Origin of the sequence: Glaciecola nitratireducens FR1064, from assembly GCF_000226565.1 — a bacterium.
Lineage (GTDB): Bacteria > Pseudomonadota > Gammaproteobacteria > Enterobacterales > Alteromonadaceae > Glaciecola > Glaciecola nitratireducens.
Map to the genome: position 1 here is coordinate 2,495,439 of NC_016041.1, position 17,881 is coordinate 2,513,319.

At 40.3% G+C, this 17,881-nt stretch carries 16 protein-coding genes and 2 pseudogenes; 7 read left to right on the forward strand and 11 right to left on the reverse strand.

All coding sequences use genetic code 11. The features are described 5' to 3' along the window. Window positions 1–35: 35 nt before the first annotated feature. The 7 genes from GNIT_RS10730 to GNIT_RS10760 form a co-directional block, all read right to left on the reverse strand. A complete protein-coding gene (locus tag GNIT_RS10730) occupies window positions 36–1,124 on the reverse strand; it encodes a hypothetical protein (RefSeq protein WP_014109228.1) in 1,089 nt (362 codons plus the stop codon). 92 nt (window positions 1,125–1,216) lie between these two features. Beyond that, window positions 1,217–1,720 (reverse strand): hypothetical protein, encoded by a 504-nt coding sequence (locus GNIT_RS10735; RefSeq protein ID WP_014109229.1) that lies wholly within the window; start codon window positions 1,718–1,720, stop codon window positions 1,217–1,219. 67 nt (window positions 1,721–1,787) lie between these two features. Then, complete coding sequence (locus GNIT_RS10740) at window positions 1,788–5,324, reverse strand: SdrD B-like domain-containing protein (RefSeq protein ID WP_014109230.1); 3,537 nt, start codon at window positions 5,322–5,324, stop codon at window positions 1,788–1,790. 84 nt (window positions 5,325–5,408) lie between these two features. Next, window positions 5,409–6,194, reverse strand: coding sequence for a fimbrial biogenesis chaperone (locus tag GNIT_RS10745; RefSeq protein WP_014109231.1), 786 nt, complete (start codon window positions 6,192–6,194; stop codon window positions 5,409–5,411). 80 nt (window positions 6,195–6,274) lie between these two features. After that, on the reverse strand, window positions 6,275–6,919 hold the full coding sequence (locus GNIT_RS10750) for a hypothetical protein (protein WP_014109232.1): 645 nt from the start codon (window positions 6,917–6,919) through the stop codon (window positions 6,275–6,277). A 48-nt stretch (window positions 6,920–6,967) separates the two neighbouring features. Then, window positions 6,968–7,594 (reverse strand): hypothetical protein, encoded by a 627-nt coding sequence (locus tag GNIT_RS10755; RefSeq protein WP_014109233.1) that lies wholly within the window; start codon window positions 7,592–7,594, stop codon window positions 6,968–6,970. 371 nt (window positions 7,595–7,965) lie between these two features. Beyond that, on the reverse strand, window positions 7,966–8,520 hold the full coding sequence (locus GNIT_RS10760) for a FlgO family outer membrane protein (RefSeq protein WP_014109234.1): 555 nt from the start codon (window positions 8,518–8,520) through the stop codon (window positions 7,966–7,968). 291 nt (window positions 8,521–8,811) lie between these two features. On the opposite strand from GNIT_RS10760, the gene GNIT_RS18395 reads away from it, so the two are divergent. Beyond that, window positions 8,812–9,825 carry a LysM peptidoglycan-binding domain-containing protein gene (locus GNIT_RS18395; protein ID WP_014109235.1) on the forward strand — a complete coding sequence of 338 codons (1,014 nt, stop codon included), beginning with the start codon at window positions 8,812–8,814 and terminating at the stop codon, window positions 9,823–9,825. Between the two features lie 260 nt (window positions 9,826–10,085). On the opposite strand, the pseudogene GNIT_RS18550 reads toward GNIT_RS18395, so the two are convergent. Then, a pseudogene (locus tag GNIT_RS18550) lies at window positions 10,086–11,372 on the reverse strand (transposase). Window positions 11,373–11,642: 270 nt separating this feature from the next. On the opposite strand from GNIT_RS18550, the pseudogene GNIT_RS10780 reads away from it, so the two are divergent. The 3 genes and pseudogenes from GNIT_RS10780 to glpQ all read left to right on the forward strand — a co-directional run. Next, window positions 11,643–11,756, forward strand: a pseudogene (locus GNIT_RS10780) (endonuclease III); the annotation flags it as partial. 35 nt (window positions 11,757–11,791) lie between these two features. Continuing rightward, the gene (gene gloA, locus GNIT_RS10785) at window positions 11,792–12,175 is read left to right on the forward strand and encodes a lactoylglutathione lyase (RefSeq protein WP_014109238.1); all 384 of its coding nucleotides are present in this window, start codon (window positions 11,792–11,794) and stop codon (window positions 12,173–12,175) included. Between the two features lie 27 nt (window positions 12,176–12,202). Then, entirely contained in the window at window positions 12,203–13,258 is a 1,056-nt protein-coding gene (gene glpQ / locus GNIT_RS10790; RefSeq protein ID WP_014109239.1) for a glycerophosphodiester phosphodiesterase, read from the forward strand. A gap of 38 nt (window positions 13,259–13,296) precedes the next feature. Here the strand turns inward: glpQ and GNIT_RS10795 are convergent, their stop codons facing one another. Beyond that, a complete protein-coding gene (locus GNIT_RS10795) occupies window positions 13,297–14,160 on the reverse strand; it encodes a flagellar protein MotY (protein ID WP_014109240.1) in 864 nt (287 codons plus the stop codon). A gap of 213 nt (window positions 14,161–14,373) precedes the next feature. Here GNIT_RS10795 and rnt point away from each other — a divergent pair, with 213 nt between their 5' ends. Together rnt and GNIT_RS10805 are read left to right on the forward strand one after the other, a co-directional pair. After that, a complete protein-coding gene (gene rnt, locus GNIT_RS10800; protein WP_014109241.1) occupies window positions 14,374–15,015 on the forward strand; it encodes a ribonuclease T in 642 nt (213 codons plus the stop codon). A 71-nt stretch (window positions 15,016–15,086) separates the two neighbouring features. Then, on the forward strand, window positions 15,087–15,281 hold the full coding sequence (locus GNIT_RS10805) for a bacterioferritin-associated ferredoxin (RefSeq protein ID WP_014109242.1): 195 nt from the start codon (window positions 15,087–15,089) through the stop codon (window positions 15,279–15,281). A 102-nt stretch (window positions 15,282–15,383) separates the two neighbouring features. Here GNIT_RS10805 and GNIT_RS10810 read toward each other — a convergent pair whose 3' ends face one another. Next, entirely contained in the window at window positions 15,384–15,710 is a 327-nt protein-coding gene (locus tag GNIT_RS10810) for a Grx4 family monothiol glutaredoxin (protein WP_014109243.1), read from the reverse strand. 391 nt (window positions 15,711–16,101) lie between these two features. Here GNIT_RS10810 and GNIT_RS10815 point away from each other — a divergent pair, with 391 nt between their 5' ends. After that, the gene (locus tag GNIT_RS10815; protein WP_014109244.1) at window positions 16,102–16,683 is read left to right on the forward strand and encodes a Fe-Mn family superoxide dismutase; all 582 of its coding nucleotides are present in this window, start codon (window positions 16,102–16,104) and stop codon (window positions 16,681–16,683) included. Between the two features lie 157 nt (window positions 16,684–16,840). Here GNIT_RS10815 and GNIT_RS10820 read toward each other — a convergent pair whose 3' ends face one another. Continuing rightward, window positions 16,841–17,857 carry a TolB family protein gene (locus GNIT_RS10820; RefSeq protein ID WP_014109245.1) on the reverse strand — a complete coding sequence of 339 codons (1,017 nt, stop codon included), beginning with the start codon at window positions 17,855–17,857 and terminating at the stop codon, window positions 16,841–16,843. Window positions 17,858–17,881 lie beyond the last annotated feature (24 nt).

Below are 17,881 nucleotides of genomic sequence, written 5' to 3' on the forward strand. Positions count from 1 at the left end.
GCTACCTTACCTTAAGCGATTTCCCTGTAACGGCACTATTGTAATGTACAGGGAGCTAAGTCTGATTTAAGTAACACTAAGTCTTCAGCCATAGGTACAAAGGATACTTGCATGGCAGAGCTGAACAAACTACCTTGTTCAATATCTAACAGCACACCATCAGCAAATTGTTTTGCTTGTCCTTGAACAAGTAAAGAGACATCTTGTTCCCCCATGGATTTCACTATACCAAAATAGTTTTGCGCGTAGCTACATACAGTGTTGCCTAAAGTTATTGGCAATTGGTTCACTACAGACCAGTGGGACTGCACTAGAGTAACAGTAGCAGGTTCCTGCCATGTTTTAGACGCTTGGTCTTCACTAATAAGGCTTGCGTTGGCAATCATTAACTCATCTTCAGTAATAAAATCAGTGTTTTTTATTAATCTTTCATCTGCGGTAACAAGGCCCTTAAATTTAACTGTGTCAGAGGGCGTTGGCCTCCCATACAATCTATTGTAAGTGCTTTGATATTGGACAACGGGATCAGTTAAATACTCGTTAAACGCAGACAGCGATAATACCTTTTTGGCATAGGCTGAAAATTCCTTAAAGGTTTTTGCTTGGAAGTCCTGATCCACAAGATAATAAAGATAACTGTCGAAGGAAGATTGGTCCCTAGTGACTAAATTCATGAGATTATCATTCAAGACAAACAACGCGGCATAAAAATCAAATAACTCAAATTCATAACGTTGTAATTGCTTGGCTAAAAAACTGCCCTCCTGCACATTCTTTATTGCTTGCTCATCAAACTGCAAGTTGGTTTGGGTATACTCAGTTAACTGCACACAGCTATCAATACAGATATATTTAAACTCAAATTGAGGACGTAGTAGATCTAATGTGCTTGTCTGCTGGTTTGTAGCAAATTGAATATTGGTTAATTCGAATTGTTTACCTGATGCCGACTGATTTAATTGAATATCAGCCGTGATGGTGTAGCCGAACTCGGGTAAATCGCTCGACACATAATTTGCCATTTCTTTCCATTTTTGCGCGGCTTCTTTATGCTTTTCTCCCACTTGTTCGATGTGTGAAGTGCAAGCATTCAAAACAGTAAATAAAGCCACCACAAGCAGCATGACTGAGCCTTTGCTTCTCGCCCTCTGCCTACAAAACCCTTTGTTTATGCTGTACTTGAACTCTAAATTAGGATCACTTTTACAAAAACACATTAGTTAATTTCATTCCATTCAATCGCATCAACAAAGTTGAAACTGATAGTTTGGTCAAAGGCAAAAATTTCAGAAATACTCAGCTCCCCACCTAAAAAAAGATTCACTATTCCTGAATCACCACTATCGATAATCACAAAATTATTATTGTTCAAAATATATTTGCGCTCAGTATCACTTTCTAATTGTACGCGCGGGTTGAACATGATGCCCGCGCCATCGTCTAAACTAGGAGTAACTTTTATTTCAATATCTTTATTGGGGTTGGCAATTATCGTGTAGATCCCATTCTGAGCTGATTCGCTAATAGCGCAAATAAACTCGCCTTGAAAAGCAAATAATTCTGCAGTCTCAGGGTGCATTAAACAACTACCAGTAGCAGGCAAAACTGTGCCAAATTTTATAGTTTGTACAATATTAAAAGTGGGTGTGATGGTGTAGCCAGCAGCACTGAATATCAACGCCAAGGTACCAATACAATAAACCGCTATTTTATTTAACATTTCGCTTCTACCTTACATAATCCTGCTTTCAAACAAACTAAAATGTAGACTCTAGAGAATAAAAAAATCATTGCCTTTTTAATTCCCGAACATTTTCAAAAGCGCCAGCATTCACTACCCAACCATTGTAGCCTGAGTTTTGTAAAACCTTTTGTGCTGCCGCTTTAGTAGTCAAGCCAGAGCTGATAATACAATATACTATGTTACCATTATCACTGCGTTTTTGCCCAAGGTTGAGGTTTTCGATTGCAGTAAACTGATTAATAATAGCTGGCTCTATTGCCTCTGTACTTGCTGCATATAGTTGTATAACCCAAGGTTTATTGGATGTTTCAACGGATTCACTTTCACTTTCACCAGAGGAGAGCACACTTGCTTTGACCAAATAGGCTTGTTGATTACCGATAAATTTATTAGCAAACTCTAACCCAGAGGCCATGGAAAGAAAGCTTCCAAATAAAACGCGAGTCATGCCTTTATCGGAAGACAAAGTGAATTGATTCTTAGGTAAAGCTTCCGATGCCAACCTGTTAATTAAATCTTGAGCGTTTACAAGATCTTTATACACCCCAAGTTGAATCACGAATCCACCCTTCACATCCTTTGAAGATGTTTGAATTTGGGATTTAGCGCCCATTATTTGTTGAGCTTTGAATACAGTAACCTTGTTATCATTAAGGTGAGGCTCAAGAATAGACACTGAGGGCAAATTTGACTCACTCTTATTTAGAAAAGCAAATTTTTCAGCTGCTGCACTACTAACATTGGTAAAGTCTGCCTTTAGTTCTGCCTTTTGTTCTAACTCTGTTAATTCAGCTAATTTGTCTTCATCTAAACTATGCTTGGCCACCACCTTATTTTTGGTTGGCAAAGTAAAATAGTTTCTTCTAACTTTTTCTTCAGGATCCCATACAGTAGCTTCTGAGCTTTCTTTGTCTAAAGCAATGTCCTCTATTTGTTCAAGATCCAGGGACTTATCATCCCCTATCCGTCTTAGGATCAAGGCGGGTAACTCTGCGTATCCGCCCTTACCGCCAGTAATCACATTAAAGCCAACCACATTCCCCGTATAACCTTTTTCTGTAAGGGTTTGTTTGTTAATTTCAACTCTATACTGGCCAGGTGCTAGACCTAAAAACTCATAGTAACCATCGATGTCTGTTTCTTTGGATCTTAATTTTTGATTGTTATCATCATAAAGCTCAACAACAGCGTTCTGTAAGCCAATTTCTTGACCACTATTGGTTCTTAACACAAAGCCGAGCAGCTCAGTAGATAAGATAAACGGCATGTTGACATCGATATAAGCTCCTGGGTGTGAAAACACCACATAATCATTATTAATTGTGCTACTACCTTGCTTCCACTTTGCAGCAAACCTGAAGGGCGAATTAGGATAAACGCCGGGTAAAATAGCCCGTCCGCCCTCGCCAGTGGTCACGCCACCCCATTCTGGATTGCCACTAAATTCCACCCCAGACAAATCATAGTCAAGGGGATCGGGGATACCATTAATTTGCCTATCTAAGTAAGCGTGCACATCAAGGGATGCGGTATTGGGCAATAACCGCTGACTTAAGGTCACACGATTGTTTCGATAATCGTATCCAAGGAACATTTGCAAGCCAAGTTGAATGCTCCACCTTCCATTGTCACCAATCTGACTAGCCAAGTTGAGTTGAAAGTCACCTGTACGCCAAGATGCCCGATGGGAAAGCCTCCAGTTGTCTCTCTCTCCGCTTGCTATAGGGAGGTAATTTAAAGTCAAATAATGGGTTGTGTCCCAAGGGTCCACTAGATTTTTTTGAATAACTAAGGAGGAACTGTCTTGAATAATATCACTGGCATCAGGGTCATAGTTGATGTTGGCGCTGACCCTGAAATTATAAGGTAAAGAACCGCTAACGCCCACTGAACCTAGTAAATTTTCAGTTTCTAACATATTACCTATCAGACTGATATTTTTGGCATAGGTTAAACTGTGACGCAACAATAAGCGGCCCCAACTACCGGATATTCTATTACTAATACGATAGCTTTCAGCTAAATCATCTTTTCGATAATCTCCACCAAAAGTAACGCCCATATAATCTGTATTAAAATAATAAGCACCGTCCAGCGCAATACTGTCACCAATCAAGCTCAACCTATCACTTGTAAAATCACTACCTGATTCAAAATTAATGTTATATCTATCATTACCAAATGCACTACCTTGAATTGATGTTAGTTGCGCATAGTTGCCATCTTGATCAACAGAAATGTCATTTTCAAGTAACATACCAGGCAAGGACACAGCATTACTTAAGCTGTAAACCCGTTGATCTCCAACGAGTCCTGCATAACCAACACCGATCTGCCAATTATCTGACACTCCATAATCGAAGGTGCCACCAAAATCGGTCGGCTCATAATCTTCATCACTTTGATCATTTATTAATCTGTGCTTTCTATCCAATGCATAAACAGTATGTGCTGTTTGGCCCTTAGATAACGCGTTTTCAACTAAGTTGTAACTTTTATTGATCACATCTTTTTCACCAAAAGGTCCATAAAGCTTAATCACATATTGATTACTACCATAGGTCACTTCAACATCATCAAAAATCAGTAAGCCATCGTCCGGAACGGTGGTCGCTTGGAGAAAAACTTGATTACGAAACAACTCTGCTTCCCAACCTGGCGGTGCGGTCTCTTTTAAGGTAATAAATTGGTTGCTATCCCTAAAGCTCTCTTCGCGGCGCTCAAATATGATGCCTACACCAGCTTGTGTACCTGAGGTTAAATTGTTAGTGCGGCTGCTAATATCGCCAAACTGATATTGGTCATATAAGCCTAGAATATAGTCATCAGGACTGGTTTTATAGCGGCTTAATTGTAACCTAGCTTGCAGCTCTGCATTTTTAGAATCTGTTAGTGTGAGTTGCGCAGAATGATATAAAAGATCAGACGTCAGTTGCAGCGATGAGTTAAAGCCCGAACCTTCGTCACTTTGTTCAGCCGCTATATTGATGCGTCCATGAGGAACGGTAAAAGCTCGGTACTGATCATCTATGGTAATGGGTATTTGCTCGCGTGTGGGCGCAGTGTACCCTTCAGTCAGCCTGTCTAGCGCCCTATTTTGCGCTTGTTTTGATAACACTTGAATAGGAAATATGGCGTTATCGCGCCCGGTGGTGATTTCTACTTTGAGTTGCTGAGAATTAAAGTTTAATTGAGTTGAAAATAATTGTTCAAACACTTGAGTTTGAACAAACATGTAAAAGCCATCAGTTGCCCAAACAGAGCCTAGGTTTGTAGCATTATCAGATTCTGCCCCTAGTAACTCAAATTCAACTATGCTGTTTTGATGCCATACTGTTAAACGTGGGCCGGACAACAAATAACGCACTTTGAGTGCATCTAAAATCGGCTCTATGGCAATCAGTCTTTTACCTTCAACTTGGTGAAGATCAATAGACCGCGCTATTATGTTATTGTTAAGTACTACGTCAACTAAAAGATACTCATCATCACTCAGTTCTACCTGCACTAGGCGCTCTGCTAATGCAGGTACGGGCAACAAAACTAAAAGCAATAACCAGCGTTGTAATTTTTTTAACATATTAGTTTGTGTTTCACCCGTGAGTTTATTGATCCAGGGTAAAATATCTGTTAGATAATAAACTAACAGTGAATAGTATTAGCGCTACCTTACATCTTGCTGGTGTGTAATGCTGCCACCATATTTGGTATCTTCAGTAAACCTTATGGCTACTTGATCTGCGGGCATGTCATTAATGTCAAGAGAGTACATAACCTTTTTAACCTCGGGGTAAATAGAAACATTGCTTCTAAAAGTAATCATTTCGTTATTACTTTTATCGATTGCTTCTAGTTTGCCATATACCGAGCGTCCACCTTCTCTGCTAATACTAAAACTTACTTTACCGTCGGCGACATTAAAATCGTCAAATTTTAATGATGCATCAAGCTTGCCAGTTCTTACAATCACAGGAACATTTTGTACTATTCGTGGCTGAACCGTTAATTTAGCTGAATTGTTATTGCTATTAGTCACAGTAGAATTGATTGGCTCTTCCACTTTGTCACAGGACACTCTTAAGTAAGAGCGATATTCTGCTGGCGTCGTATTCGACTTACGTCTTATTGTGAACCTAACAGTTTGAGGGCTTCTGGGCGCAACGGTAAAGCTTCTAGGAGAATACCGCATCCAAGGCTCTGCTGAATTATCTGGCAATTCATTGCCATCTTGGGGCAGCATTTTACCATCTTCACTAAAGTTGTTATGCACCAAAGAAAGACTGCAAGTTTCTGGCACTCCTCCTTTATTAAACATCACAAATGAGGCCGTATTATTATCATTATCTAGGTATACACGATAGGTAGATAAGCTGATTGCTTGAGCGCTACTTGCCACTAGCCCGATTAACGCTGTGGTCACTGTTACATTGATAAACTTCGATAATTTCACTTTATTCTCCTAAAAAAAAGTCATTATAATCAAGCGATTACAATGACTTTCAACTATACCACAAGGTTGATTTTTACATATTAATAAGTAACAGATATGTCAAAATCAATCAAATAATCAGTTGCCGCCGCCAGACCAATGCCTGCTGTTGCCTGACCACCAATCGCTAGGTAAGAAAAGCCTGCTACAGGTACTCCGTTACCAGCACTGACAGTTTGGTCGCCGGTTGCCGCAAGGGTAAATTGCTGACCAACACCACCATTCGCTACGGCTGTACATACATCACCATCCGGGCTGCCGTCGTAATCACCAACACAACCTACGGGTGCAAAAGTAATGCCACTAGTTGTACCTGAAGTCAAAGTTACAGTCACATCAGCACCTTCTGAGCCTTCAATTTCGTACACACCAGGTACGCCATTGGTTCCAGCGCACGAAGCTCCAGCGGGAGTTACACCATAGTTGGTACTTGGGCCTAGTGTAGCAGTGGCATTAGACATCTTCATAACAGTTTCGCCAGGAAAATTAACGCTAACCGTTGGTTGTGTCATAGTACAGGTAGAAGCACTTGCCAAATAAAGGCCAGTCATCTGCACGCCCGCTACTTCTGTAATGGTGACATTTTTAATGGTCTTAAATGTACCAGTTAAATTTTCGTTTGCCGCCATAACCGAAGTACACATAGGTATTGCTAACAAGACAGTAACTAATCGAGTAAATTTCATAATAATCTCCAAATTTCTTTTTGAATCGTTTTCAGTTAACGATAGCTTCTAATAAACCACGTCAACGTTAAACGTTACTGGATAGTTTGTGTCAGACGATAATCCGGTTGCGCCAACTGTTATAGTACCGCCAACAGTGAAGTGAGCTAGGTTAGCTGATGATGCTCCATTATCAGTAGCATTGGCCAACGTCATGGTTAACGGCGCACCAAGAGTATATGCATTACATACGTCACCATCAGTACCAGCATTATCATGAACAACACCACAGCCCTGGGGAGCAAAAGTAAAGTCATCAGACTGAGTTAAAGTTGTAACTGTTAAGTTGACATCCAAGCCACCGATACCGGTCACACTATATACACCAGGGGTACCTATTGCTGCACCGCCGCCTACGCAGTTGGTGCCTGTCAATACGCCATAGGTGGTCGCAGTGACGTTGGCATCTGTAAGTACATCTGTATTTGCTGGTTGATCTGCATCCATGGTGCACTCTCCACTAGCGGTAGTGGTGATATTTTCACCAAAATCCAAAGCAGTTACTGTTAATATAGATACATCGTCTAAAGTGCTTACTTGGGCTTGGAAGGGATCAGCATAAGAATTAGAAGCGCATAATGCTCCCAATACAACAGCCCCGATTTGAAGCGCCAGTTTTGTTTTATTTGGTTGCATAGCAACACTCCTAGTTATTAAGTTATGTTAATTGATCAGAAGGTAAAGTACTTGCTTTCACTAATCAATTACGGTCTCTAAGTCAGGGTATAACAGTTCATACCTCTATACTCTAACGGCTAATCATCCATAAACTTTAGGAAATCCGTTTGTAAAAACCTTAACTAAATTTTAATCATGAATTAACGTCTGAACAAAGGACCTAAAATGACTTAAAATTTACTTACATTTTTATATCGACCAACAATTCACTTAAGTTAGTTTTTTTTTATAAAAAACCATAGACTCGAAAGAGTTAACACAAAGATAAGCATTTAATTGTCATCAGAGTGATTGCCTGAACAGATGTTTAGATAACCTTTGGTCTAAAATTAAACATTTTTCAAAATCATATTTGGAAGAAACTTATTTCCAGATGCCACTAAACGGCCGTTCTTTAGTTCGACTACTTTGACACTGAGTATAATGCCATGTTGATTTTTCATCATTTTACCCACCATCACATAACCTGTGCCAAACTCTTCCAGTGATGCATGCTGCTCATCGGAGTATTCTATTTCACCTGCTTCAGTGCGATATAAATTATTATTCAAGCTTATATCGCTGGTTATTATGCCTAGGTCCCTTAAATCACCTGCTAAATACTCTGCCAATTGTTCGCTTAATGCGCTACTTTGTTTATTAGTTTGCCCGCCATATTCAAATGGTCTGACAAGAATGGCACTATTTAAGCCTTGAATAGGTAAATCCGCTTTTAATTCTCTGGCTAATTGCTGAGTGTATTCATTTAATTGAACAAAATGTATGCTCGGCGTAGCGCTTGGATTTTCCGTTTGATTAATGACGTTTTGTGGCAACTCTTGGCAAGTGTTAAAATTGCCATTGTCGTCTGCACATAATCGTCTACTTTGATCTGCTTCAAACATCGAACAAGCAGACAAAGTGATACACACACAAATAATATAACAATATTTTGCAACCAATCTCATCTCACTACCCAAAAATAAAAAAACGTAATATACCTCAGCAATTTTTGAGCCAAGAATAACCCACCACTAACACTAGTGTTGATGCCAATAAGTATGGCAAAAAAATCCTCTTTCACTGCAAGAAACGGAAGATTATTGCCTCTTATTCCACTCTAGCTTCAAAACAAATTGACCAAAGGAATCAAAAATAGTTAAGGTAGACTCTTATATTCAAAAGGACATAATCCGTTGCACAGATATTCGCTTTTTATCGCCACTAGTTTATTATTTTTAGGCTGTTCATCAGTTAGTGACAACAATCACACTCCCCAAACAATCACAAATACACAGGCTAACCGAGCAGTCACCTTATCTCATATTCGCGCCTATCTTTTAATTGGCAATATTGAAAAAGCCGAGCAACTTTTTCAAGGTCTAGGTCATACTGAGAATAATACTCAGACTTTGTTAATCTTGTCCGAACTCAAAGCGGCTCAAGCCGATAGTTTAGGCGCTCAACAAGCATTTCTATTAGCCATGGATAATAAGATTGCTTCTGAGAAACCTATGGTGTCATTTGTGCTACTAGATTATTTTTGCACTGAGAAAATGTGGCCAGCCATTGAAGGATATGGGCGTTCAATAAATTCAGCTGTCATATCTGCAGATTTAAAAAACACCCAACTCACGACTATAGGCCAGTGTTATTTTGAGCAAGACAAGTGGCAAGCAGCCAGATACTGGTTTGAACAGCTAGATTTTTCTGGCTCGATCAGTCCTACCGTTTATTTAGCGCTAGCAAGAGAAGCTGTGGAGTCTACACAATATGTTCGGGCAAAAGACTTAATTGAAAAATATGATACCGTAAAAAGTACCGTAAACGCACATACCCTATGGACTGCATTTGAAGTTTATACTGCTCTTAACCAACCCCAACAGGCGATAGAGTTGGGCAAGCAGCTGCGTATCTTATTTCCAAACAACTCTTTTACCCGTAGATACATACTACTGACTAAACGTGAGCGAATTCAAGCTATGAAAGAAGACCCATTACCTTCTCTAACTTTAAGATCCAGTTTGCCTCTACCGTTAGAGCCTAAAAGCGCTACAAACGCATTTCACATCATTAAAAAAAGCGAAACACTCTATCAATTATCTAAACGTTACGGTGTGACAACATCAGAATTAATGTCTTGGAACCCTGACATAGTCATTGATGATATTTCTATCGGCACTGAAATACGCATCACCCCCTTACGTTAGATGTTTTTGGGCAAGCTTGAATTACAACTGAAGTTTGCCACGAGTATAAGTGGAATTTAAGCTATATGCTACCCTTCGTCACAGCTAGCTTTTAGAGTGGGTAGATATTTTTTGCGAGGATGTTCTGGTAGTATTTGCCGATGTAATAGGTTTCAGTTTTTGAACTTTTTAGATCATTGGTACAGCAATATTAGAAGTTGAGTGCAGGCTGTCCTGCCATGAGATTGTATATTTCTTAGTATATTGTGTTTGCTTGTTGTCTATGCCCCAAAATTGAAGTCACGTTGAATAGTAAAGTTGTTCGCTTCATAAGGTGGCCCACGTAAAGGTGGTAATAGCGTTGTTGGTTTAGAAGTTGAGTACTTTTTATCTAAATGCCCCAGTATTTTTTAGACAATGTGGATATCTATGATGCAAGAAATGACACTTACATTGTGTTTCTCGCATTTTTCGCATTCTTTGATGTCAATATTGAATACCCCTTTTAGGCGCTGAACCCATGTCATCCCTCGCGTATGGTAAGGTTTATCTGATTGTTCATTTCCATTTACCTATTTAGGGCTATTTTTGCCTCGCTGGGATGCTGTCACTTGAGCACGAGGGTTCACGTTAGGCGCGAATACGCCAAAAAACGGGGGAGGTTGAGCCTTGGTGGTAGAATGAGAGCGGCTAGTTTGCTAATAAAATCGATAGGGTCAAAGAATACATGTTTAGTACCGTCTCGATAAGGCGTTTTCAATTCATAGCGTACTTTTCCATGGTCAGTCTTACTTAAACGCTGTTCACTAATCTCAGGACGGCTGGTGTAACGGCAAAGTCTTTCTAATTTCTCTGGTTCGTCGGCATTGGCAAAAACGCCTGTATGTAGAGAAAAGCCACTTGTATTCGATACCTGGCCATACTTGCCTTCACTGCTAGCCGTTAAGGTTTGCAGTGTAAATACTTTCTGGCCTTGTTGAGGACCCATCGCTATGCGGGAGCTAACTGAAGCACCTTGCAGATGCAATAGACTGTCTTCATCATCAACAGGCAAGTTAAGAAAACTGTTTTCCATATCCCGCTCTACCAAACCAACTTCCTCCAAATATCTGGCAATACGTTGGCTGATGATATGCACGAGCTCCACCGTGTCATCATGAGACGGGGCTTTGATGCGTCTAAAGGTAGCACCGCCCAATGGACTTTCGCTAATAGCACCTTCTAAAAAAAAGCATATAGAAGTGGATGTTTAAGTTAAGCGCACTACCAAATCGCTGAATAAGTGTGACCGCTCCCGTTTTGGCTAGGGCCCCCCCCCCCCTGCGTTTGCAGCTAAACGCGACTAACTTCTCATGTTTGCAGCCACCACATACTGCGCGCAAAAAGCCGTGCTCAAGTCGACCAAAACGAAAGAACTCATCAAACTCACGCTCAACATACTTAGGTAAATACTTGCCTTGCTCCGCTAGGTTGGCAGTAAACTCTGGGTAATATCGTCCAACCAATTGATAGAGTAACGTAGTTTCTGGTCGATGGCGCTTATATGTTTCACTTTGTTGCAATGCCAGTGCAAGTATTCTTCCTTAAATTCTTTGTAGGCTAGTGTGGCAAAAACAAGCGCATTTTACGACGGGCTCAATGGCCGCCTATACCGTGACCATGCCCTTGAAGATAATGTTAGGCTACTTACCCCTAACGCTCGGAGGAGTCATACAATCAATTTCATCGACTGTCTCCTTACTGCTATTAAGGATTGTTCAACGAGCAGCTTGCCAACAGACGCTTTTAACACTAACCTGCTCCATCACAATTATATGTTTGGTTTTATCAACTGCGATAATACATTTTTTGGTTGGGCGACCATCGCTGTTGACACTCATATTTTTAGACTGAGCAACCGCACCAAACTAGCAATGGGTAAGACCGTCGAAAAAATCGAAGAAAAATTGATTACATCGATGCTGGATTAACGGACAAAGGAAATTAAATGAGATTACTACACACCATGTTGCGCGTTGGTGACTTGCAAAAATCCATCGCTTTTTACACCGAAACCTTGGGCATGAAGCTATTACGCCAAAGTGAAAATAAAGAGTATAAGTATACATTGGCGTTTTTAGGTTACGGCAATGAAGATAATAATACTGTCATAGAGTTGACTTACAATTGGGGTAAAACAGAGTATGAGCACGGAGAGGCCTTCGGTCACCTCGCTATCGGGGTAGACGATATTTACGCTGTCTGTGATGATATCACAGCGAAAGGCGGTGATGTTTATAGAGCTCCGGGCCCAGTGAAAGGCGGCAAAACCGTGATTGCTTTCGTCAGAGACCCGAGTGGGTATGCCATCGAACTCATTCAAGAGAGCTAGCGCGACATTAAATCAAGTAGGGTTGAAATGAACTTATTAAATGTAAAATCAAAAACTGTCATTTCAATCCTAATAGCTATATTTTCACTACCGATAGACGCATTTCAAAGAAGTTATACTAAAAACTTGAATGAAAATGCCCCATTCGTCACGATTGCACATCGGGGTGCTTCTGGTTATTTGCCAGAACACACATTAGACGCTGCCACCCTAGCTTTTATGCAAGGTGCAAACTACATAGAACAAGACATAGTGTTAACTGCAGATAACGTGCTTATTGTTTTGCACGACATCCATATCGACACCGTCACTAACGTTGAATCTATTTTCCCCGACCGCCATCGCGATGATGGCCGATATTATGCGATTGATTTCACTTGGGCTGAAATTCAGCAATTGCATGTGCATGAACGTGAGAACGAGTTTGGAATTCAAGTATATCCTAAGCGCTATGCAGGGCGAGAAGCATTTAAGGTTGCTTCTTTTGAGCAGCATATAAACCATATAAAAAATCTAAATAAAATCTTTAGTAAACACGTGGGCTATTACCCTGAAATAAAAGCGCCTGAGTGGCATTTGTCTGAGGGAAAAGATATCACAAAAATGGTGGTTCAATTGCTCGAGAAGCATGGATTAACAGGTCCCGACGCTAATATTTTTATCCAATGCTTTAATCCTGAAAGCCTTAAACGGCTAAAGTACGAATTTAAGCTCAATGTTAAGCTTGTGCAGCTCATTGCTGATAATAGCTGGAATGAATCCAGCGCTGACTATCAGTTTATGCAATCAAGGAAAGGGCTTGAGATAATCGCTAATTATGCCAGCGGAATAGGCCCGTGGTTGCCGCAGATTTATAATCCTAAGTCTGAGACTGGAACTGAGCTACTGCGAAACGCTAAAGCCTTAGGACTAAGCGTACACCCATATACATTCAGAGCAGACGATTTAGCCTTTGATATGAGCTCTGACGCGCTTGTAGAATTGCTGTACGACAAGCTAAAAGTTGACGGCATTTTCACCGATCATACTGATATCGTGATAAAAATTGTCGATAAAATATCGAATAACGCAATAGCGATGTAAAGCATATAAACTGCGTTTATTGCCATTTGTATCTGCTGCTATAATTTCGCCAACTGAATAATAACACGTCGATTTTTTGCTCTAGATATCTCATTATCATTAGGAGACACATGACGTTTTTCACCGTGCCCCGTTACTTCAATTCGAGTTGTGTCGACACCTTGAGCTGCAAAAAAATCCCGGATCTCATTAGCCCGACGAATAGAAAGTTGTTCATTATTCCACGACCCGCCGTAGCTGTCTGTATAACCATCTAGTAGCACCAACTCTAAAGCAATATCCTCTTTTAAGTAGTCTCCAATCATATCCAAACGACGCTTTGAGTAATTCGTCAGCTCAACGCTGTTCTTTTTATAACTCAAAACAGTGTATGCAATGTCCTCAAAACTATAAGGCAATAAGTTTGCAACACATTGCGAAAAAGCGAAGTAGGATTGGTCAAAATTACTTGAATTTAATGCCACAGCTACAGAGTCATAGCGATTGTTCCAATCTTGGTAATAAATGGTCGGGTAATAACCTTTTTCTAACTCAGTCAACATTTCCCACGCAGAATCGGAGGGTAAATCGCCATCATATTGTTTACGTAAACTCATGGTTCCAATGGTTTTTTGAAGTTCACCAGGCATCCATTTAGGCGGCACCGAGTAAACAGTTGCTGTGTCGTAACGATTAGGCAAGCGCAACATATCCAGCACAAATTCCAAATTAAGCTGTTTAGATGCTTCCGTTACAAACGACGCCATTCCGTAGCCTGGGATGGGATGTTTCAGTTCACAAGTTAAGCGAGTCTGATCGCCAAGAGACCATTCGGAGTTTTCAACGGATGCGCTGTACTCCCTTAAATTTGCTGATGCAGCAATAGGTAGTAAACAAAACAGGCCGATTAAGTATTTTTTCATAGTAGATTCAATCTCCGAGAACTTAGATAAGGTATCGACAATTTTAATAAAATGTTTAGAATTGCAATGACATTTACGGCAATGACTGTTGCATCAACAGTTGTCATAAGCATTTCAAACAATTGCTTTTTGATAGTGCTATTACGCATCGTTTTTTCTTCTTCATCTGCATTAATTTCAACGATGCTTTAATTTAGGATTTTTAACTACTTCATGACAATAACTAAACCGGCACTAAAAGACAGATTCCGCGGTTATTTCCCTGTTATCATTGACGTCGAAACAGCTGGCTTTAATGCAAGTACAGATGCGCTGTTAGAAATAGCAGCTGTTACCCTTAAGCTTGACGAAAACGGAGACTTGGTCCCTGACACAACGTTTCATGAGCATGTGCAGCCGTTTGAAGGCGCGAACATCGAACAAGCAGCGATAGACTTCAATGGTATCGACCCGTTTTGTGCTTTGCGAGGTGCTCTGGACGAAAGTACCGTATTCAAAAACCTTTGTCAGCATATCAGAAAACATCAGAAAGAGGCTGATTGTCAGCGCTCTGTGATAGTGGCTCATAATGCATCTTTTGATCAAGGTTTTGTGAATGCAGCGCTCAATAGGCACAACATTAAGCGGACCCCATTCCACCCATTCGTATCATTTGACACCACATCCCTAGCAGCACTAGCTTTGGGACAAACGGTTCTGATAAAAGCATGTCAAGCTGCAGGTATCCCCTTCGATCAGTGTGAAGCTCATTCAGCATTGTATGATACGCAGCGTACTGCAGATTTGTTTTGCTTCATCGTTAATCGCTACAAAAATTTAGGTGGCTGGCCACTTCCAAATCTAATTGAGAATTAATCGCAAAAAGCTTGCAATCAATCTAAATAACAACTATTATCATTTGCGTATTGATAAATAGGTGACTGTTGATGTTCGTTTGTATGTGTTATGGCATTACTGATAAGCAAATAAAAAGCGCTGTGGAAACACATGGCGTTGGCAATATGCGCGAATTAAAGCAAGTGATGACGCTTGGTAGCCAATGCGGAAAGTGCGTTGAGTTAGCCCAAGAAATTATTGATAACACAATAATGGACGATAGTTTGTTCAAGGAAGTTGGTTAGGCTCTCCTCTATTAACAAATAAAAATAGACACAAAAAAAGCCTCAATTTTGAGGCTTTTTTTATTGATACTACAGCGAGCGCTTTAAACACGCTAACGGTGATTAGTCTTCTGACTTAACAGCCGCTTCTTTTAACAATGGCTGCAATTCACCTTGTTGGAACATTTCTAAAATAATATCGCAACCACCAATCAACTCGCCTTTCACCCAAAGTTGTGGGAAAGTTGGCCAATCAGCAAATTTTGGTAGCTCGCTACGAATGTCCGGGTTTTGCAAAATATCAACATAGGCGAATTGTTCACCACAATTCATCAGTGCTTGAACTGTCTGAGCAGAAAAACCACAGCTTGGGAGCTTTGGCGACCCCTTCATGTAAAGTAATACTGGGTTTTCGGCAATTTGTTCTTTAATTTTATCTATCGTTTCCATTAAATGACCTTAATCTGAAAAATGCTTATATCGTGTCTCGACTACTCTCACATATGCGGCTTATCTTTAAAAAAACAACCCCTAGTTCCCAATAGCGACGTATTAAGACTATTAGAACGAAAAAACAGTAAAAAATGATCTTCTTTTGTTTTTCTTTCGAACTAATTATAACTGATTAAATAAATTTTTTAGCGATTTTTCTTGGGTTTACTATAATAGTCCCAATAATAAATGTAGCATGAAAAGAATCATTAAACGAAAACACTGTTAGAACACTAGGTTAATAGAAAACGAATTGTTTGGTTTTGACGAGCAGCACGGTTAATCCCAGCCGCTGGTCAATACTTGCTACAATTTCGGACCTAAAAATAGACCAAAAACGGAGAAAAACATGGCTTTTGAATTACCTGCACTACCTTATGAAAAAAATGCACTGGAACCACACATTTCTGCAGAAACATTAGAATTTCATTATGGTAAGCATCACGCGACATACGTTACTAAGTTAAACGGTTTAGTTGAAGGGACTGATTTAGCTACAAAATCACTTGAAGAAATAGTGAAAAATTCAGATGGTGGTGTTTTCAACAATGCTGCACAAATTTGGAATCATACATTTTATTGGAATAGCCTAAGTCCTAATGGCGGCGGCGAACCTACTGGCGCACTTGCCGACGCGATCAACGCAAAGTGGGGTTCATTTGCTGACTTTAAAGCTGCTTTTAACGACAAAGCTGTAAATAACTTCGGTTCAAGCTGGACTTGGTTAGTAAAAACAGCTGACGGTAAACTAGATATCGTAAACACAAGCAACGCGGGCACGCCAATCACTGAAGAAGGTGTAACACCTCTACTAACATGTGATTTGTGGGAACACGCCTACTACATCGATTATCGCAATGTTCGTCCAAATTACTTGGAAGCATATTGGGCACTTGCTAACTGGGATTTTGCTGCAAGCAACTTCGCATAAGTATTTGTTTATAGGATCGTATTTCAGATACTTTTATAAAGTATCTGAAATCAAAAACCACCATACTTGATGATTAAGATGGTGGTTTTTTTTATGCGAAACTTGTACTTCGACGTAAAAGTCAAAACTTGCCCCATTCTCTAATGAGTCGCCTATTCTATTCAGCAGCAGGACGATTGCACACTAACGCAATCTTATTCCCTTGCTGTGAAAAGCTGAGTCGGCTAATACCCGCGGAACACACGGCACTCACGTCGGCAAATTCAGTCCATTTGGTGGCACCACTTGCGTATTGCCATTGATACAGTTTATTTTCCACTGCGGTTACCGCATAACCTTCTGGTGACCATGCGTAATAGTAACTACCAGTAGGCATGTTAACTAATGCAGCAGTCGTTTTATTCTTAGTATCAACCGATCTTAACTGCCATGTAGTGTCATCGACTTGCTTGCTGTAACTAAACAAACTAGAATCTGGTATTGCCCATAAACTTGGCCCTATTCTGGTATCAAGTACTCTACCCTGCTCCGTTTGCTGATTTATCTTCGCTATGCGCAATGTATGTGGCTCTCCCAGAACGAATAAGAGGACTTCAGACAGGCCATCCCAAACATGATATCCAACAGGCTCAACCGCTGGTAAAAGGTTTTGCTTGGCTACACCGTTATCTAATTGTAAATACCAAAGCTCTTGCTTGCCTTCGGAATTTACTCTTATCACGGACAGCCCCTTACCATCAGGAGTCGGAGTCGGACTGTATTCACTCGTTAATGAATTACTTAAATTTCTTGAAGTGCTAGTAGCAAAGTCATACAGGAATATTTCAGTTTGACTACTGCTATTTGCAGTTACCATTTGAGTGTAAGCTAACGCACTGTCACTATTGATGAAATAAGGCTGATTAGTATAAGAGGCGGTGTCCGTTATCTTTCTGAAACCGTTTAACTTGATATTCACTGCTGATGCTGTTCTGGCATTCGCTTCAGACTGGCTACTTGCAGGCTCAACAAGTTCATAGCTAACTGAAGCAATCACGATATCAGACCCCGAATCTGTCTGAGCAGATGCAACAGATGCAAGCGAGCACAGCAATGCGCTTGCTAATAGTGAACTTGCTGACCGTGACCTTGATAATAGTGGCGTTAATTTTCCGATTTCCCTTAGTTTAGACACGTAACCGTTCTCCTCTTGTTTTTT

Coding starts and splice junctions, on each gene's coding strand:
- GNIT_RS10805 (WP_014109242.1), top strand. CDS start 15,087: ATGTTCGTTTGTATGTGTTATGGCATTACTGATAAGCAAATAAAAAGC.
- GNIT_RS10740 (WP_014109230.1), bottom strand. CDS start 5,324: ATGTTAAAAAAATTACAACGCTGGTTATTGCTTTTAGTTTTGTTGCCC.
- GNIT_RS10735 (WP_014109229.1), bottom strand. CDS start 1,720: ATGTTAAATAAAATAGCGGTTTATTGTATTGGTACCTTGGCGTTGATA.
- GNIT_RS10795 (WP_014109240.1), bottom strand. CDS start 14,160: ATGAAAAAATACTTAATCGGCCTGTTTTGTTTACTACCTATTGCTGCA.
- gloA (WP_014109238.1), top strand. CDS start 11,792: ATGAGATTACTACACACCATGTTGCGCGTTGGTGACTTGCAAAAATCC.
- GNIT_RS10760 (WP_014109234.1), bottom strand. CDS start 8,520: ATGTTTGAAGCAGATCAAAGTAGACGATTATGTGCAGACGACAATGGC.
- GNIT_RS10750 (WP_014109232.1), bottom strand. CDS start 6,919: ATGAAATTTACTCGATTAGTTACTGTCTTGTTAGCAATACCTATGTGT.
- rnt (WP_014109241.1), top strand. CDS start 14,374: ATGACAATAACTAAACCGGCACTAAAAGACAGATTCCGCGGTTATTTC.
- GNIT_RS10810 (WP_014109243.1), bottom strand. CDS start 15,710: ATGGAAACGATAGATAAAATTAAAGAACAAATTGCCGAAAACCCAGTA.
- GNIT_RS10815 (WP_014109244.1), top strand. CDS start 16,102: ATGGCTTTTGAATTACCTGCACTACCTTATGAAAAAAATGCACTGGAA.
- glpQ (WP_014109239.1), top strand. CDS start 12,203: ATGAACTTATTAAATGTAAAATCAAAAACTGTCATTTCAATCCTAATA.
- GNIT_RS10730 (WP_014109228.1), bottom strand. CDS start 1,124: ATGCTGCTTGTGGTGGCTTTATTTACTGTTTTGAATGCTTGCACTTCA.
- GNIT_RS10755 (WP_014109233.1), bottom strand. CDS start 7,594: ATGCAACCAAATAAAACAAAACTGGCGCTTCAAATCGGGGCTGTTGTA.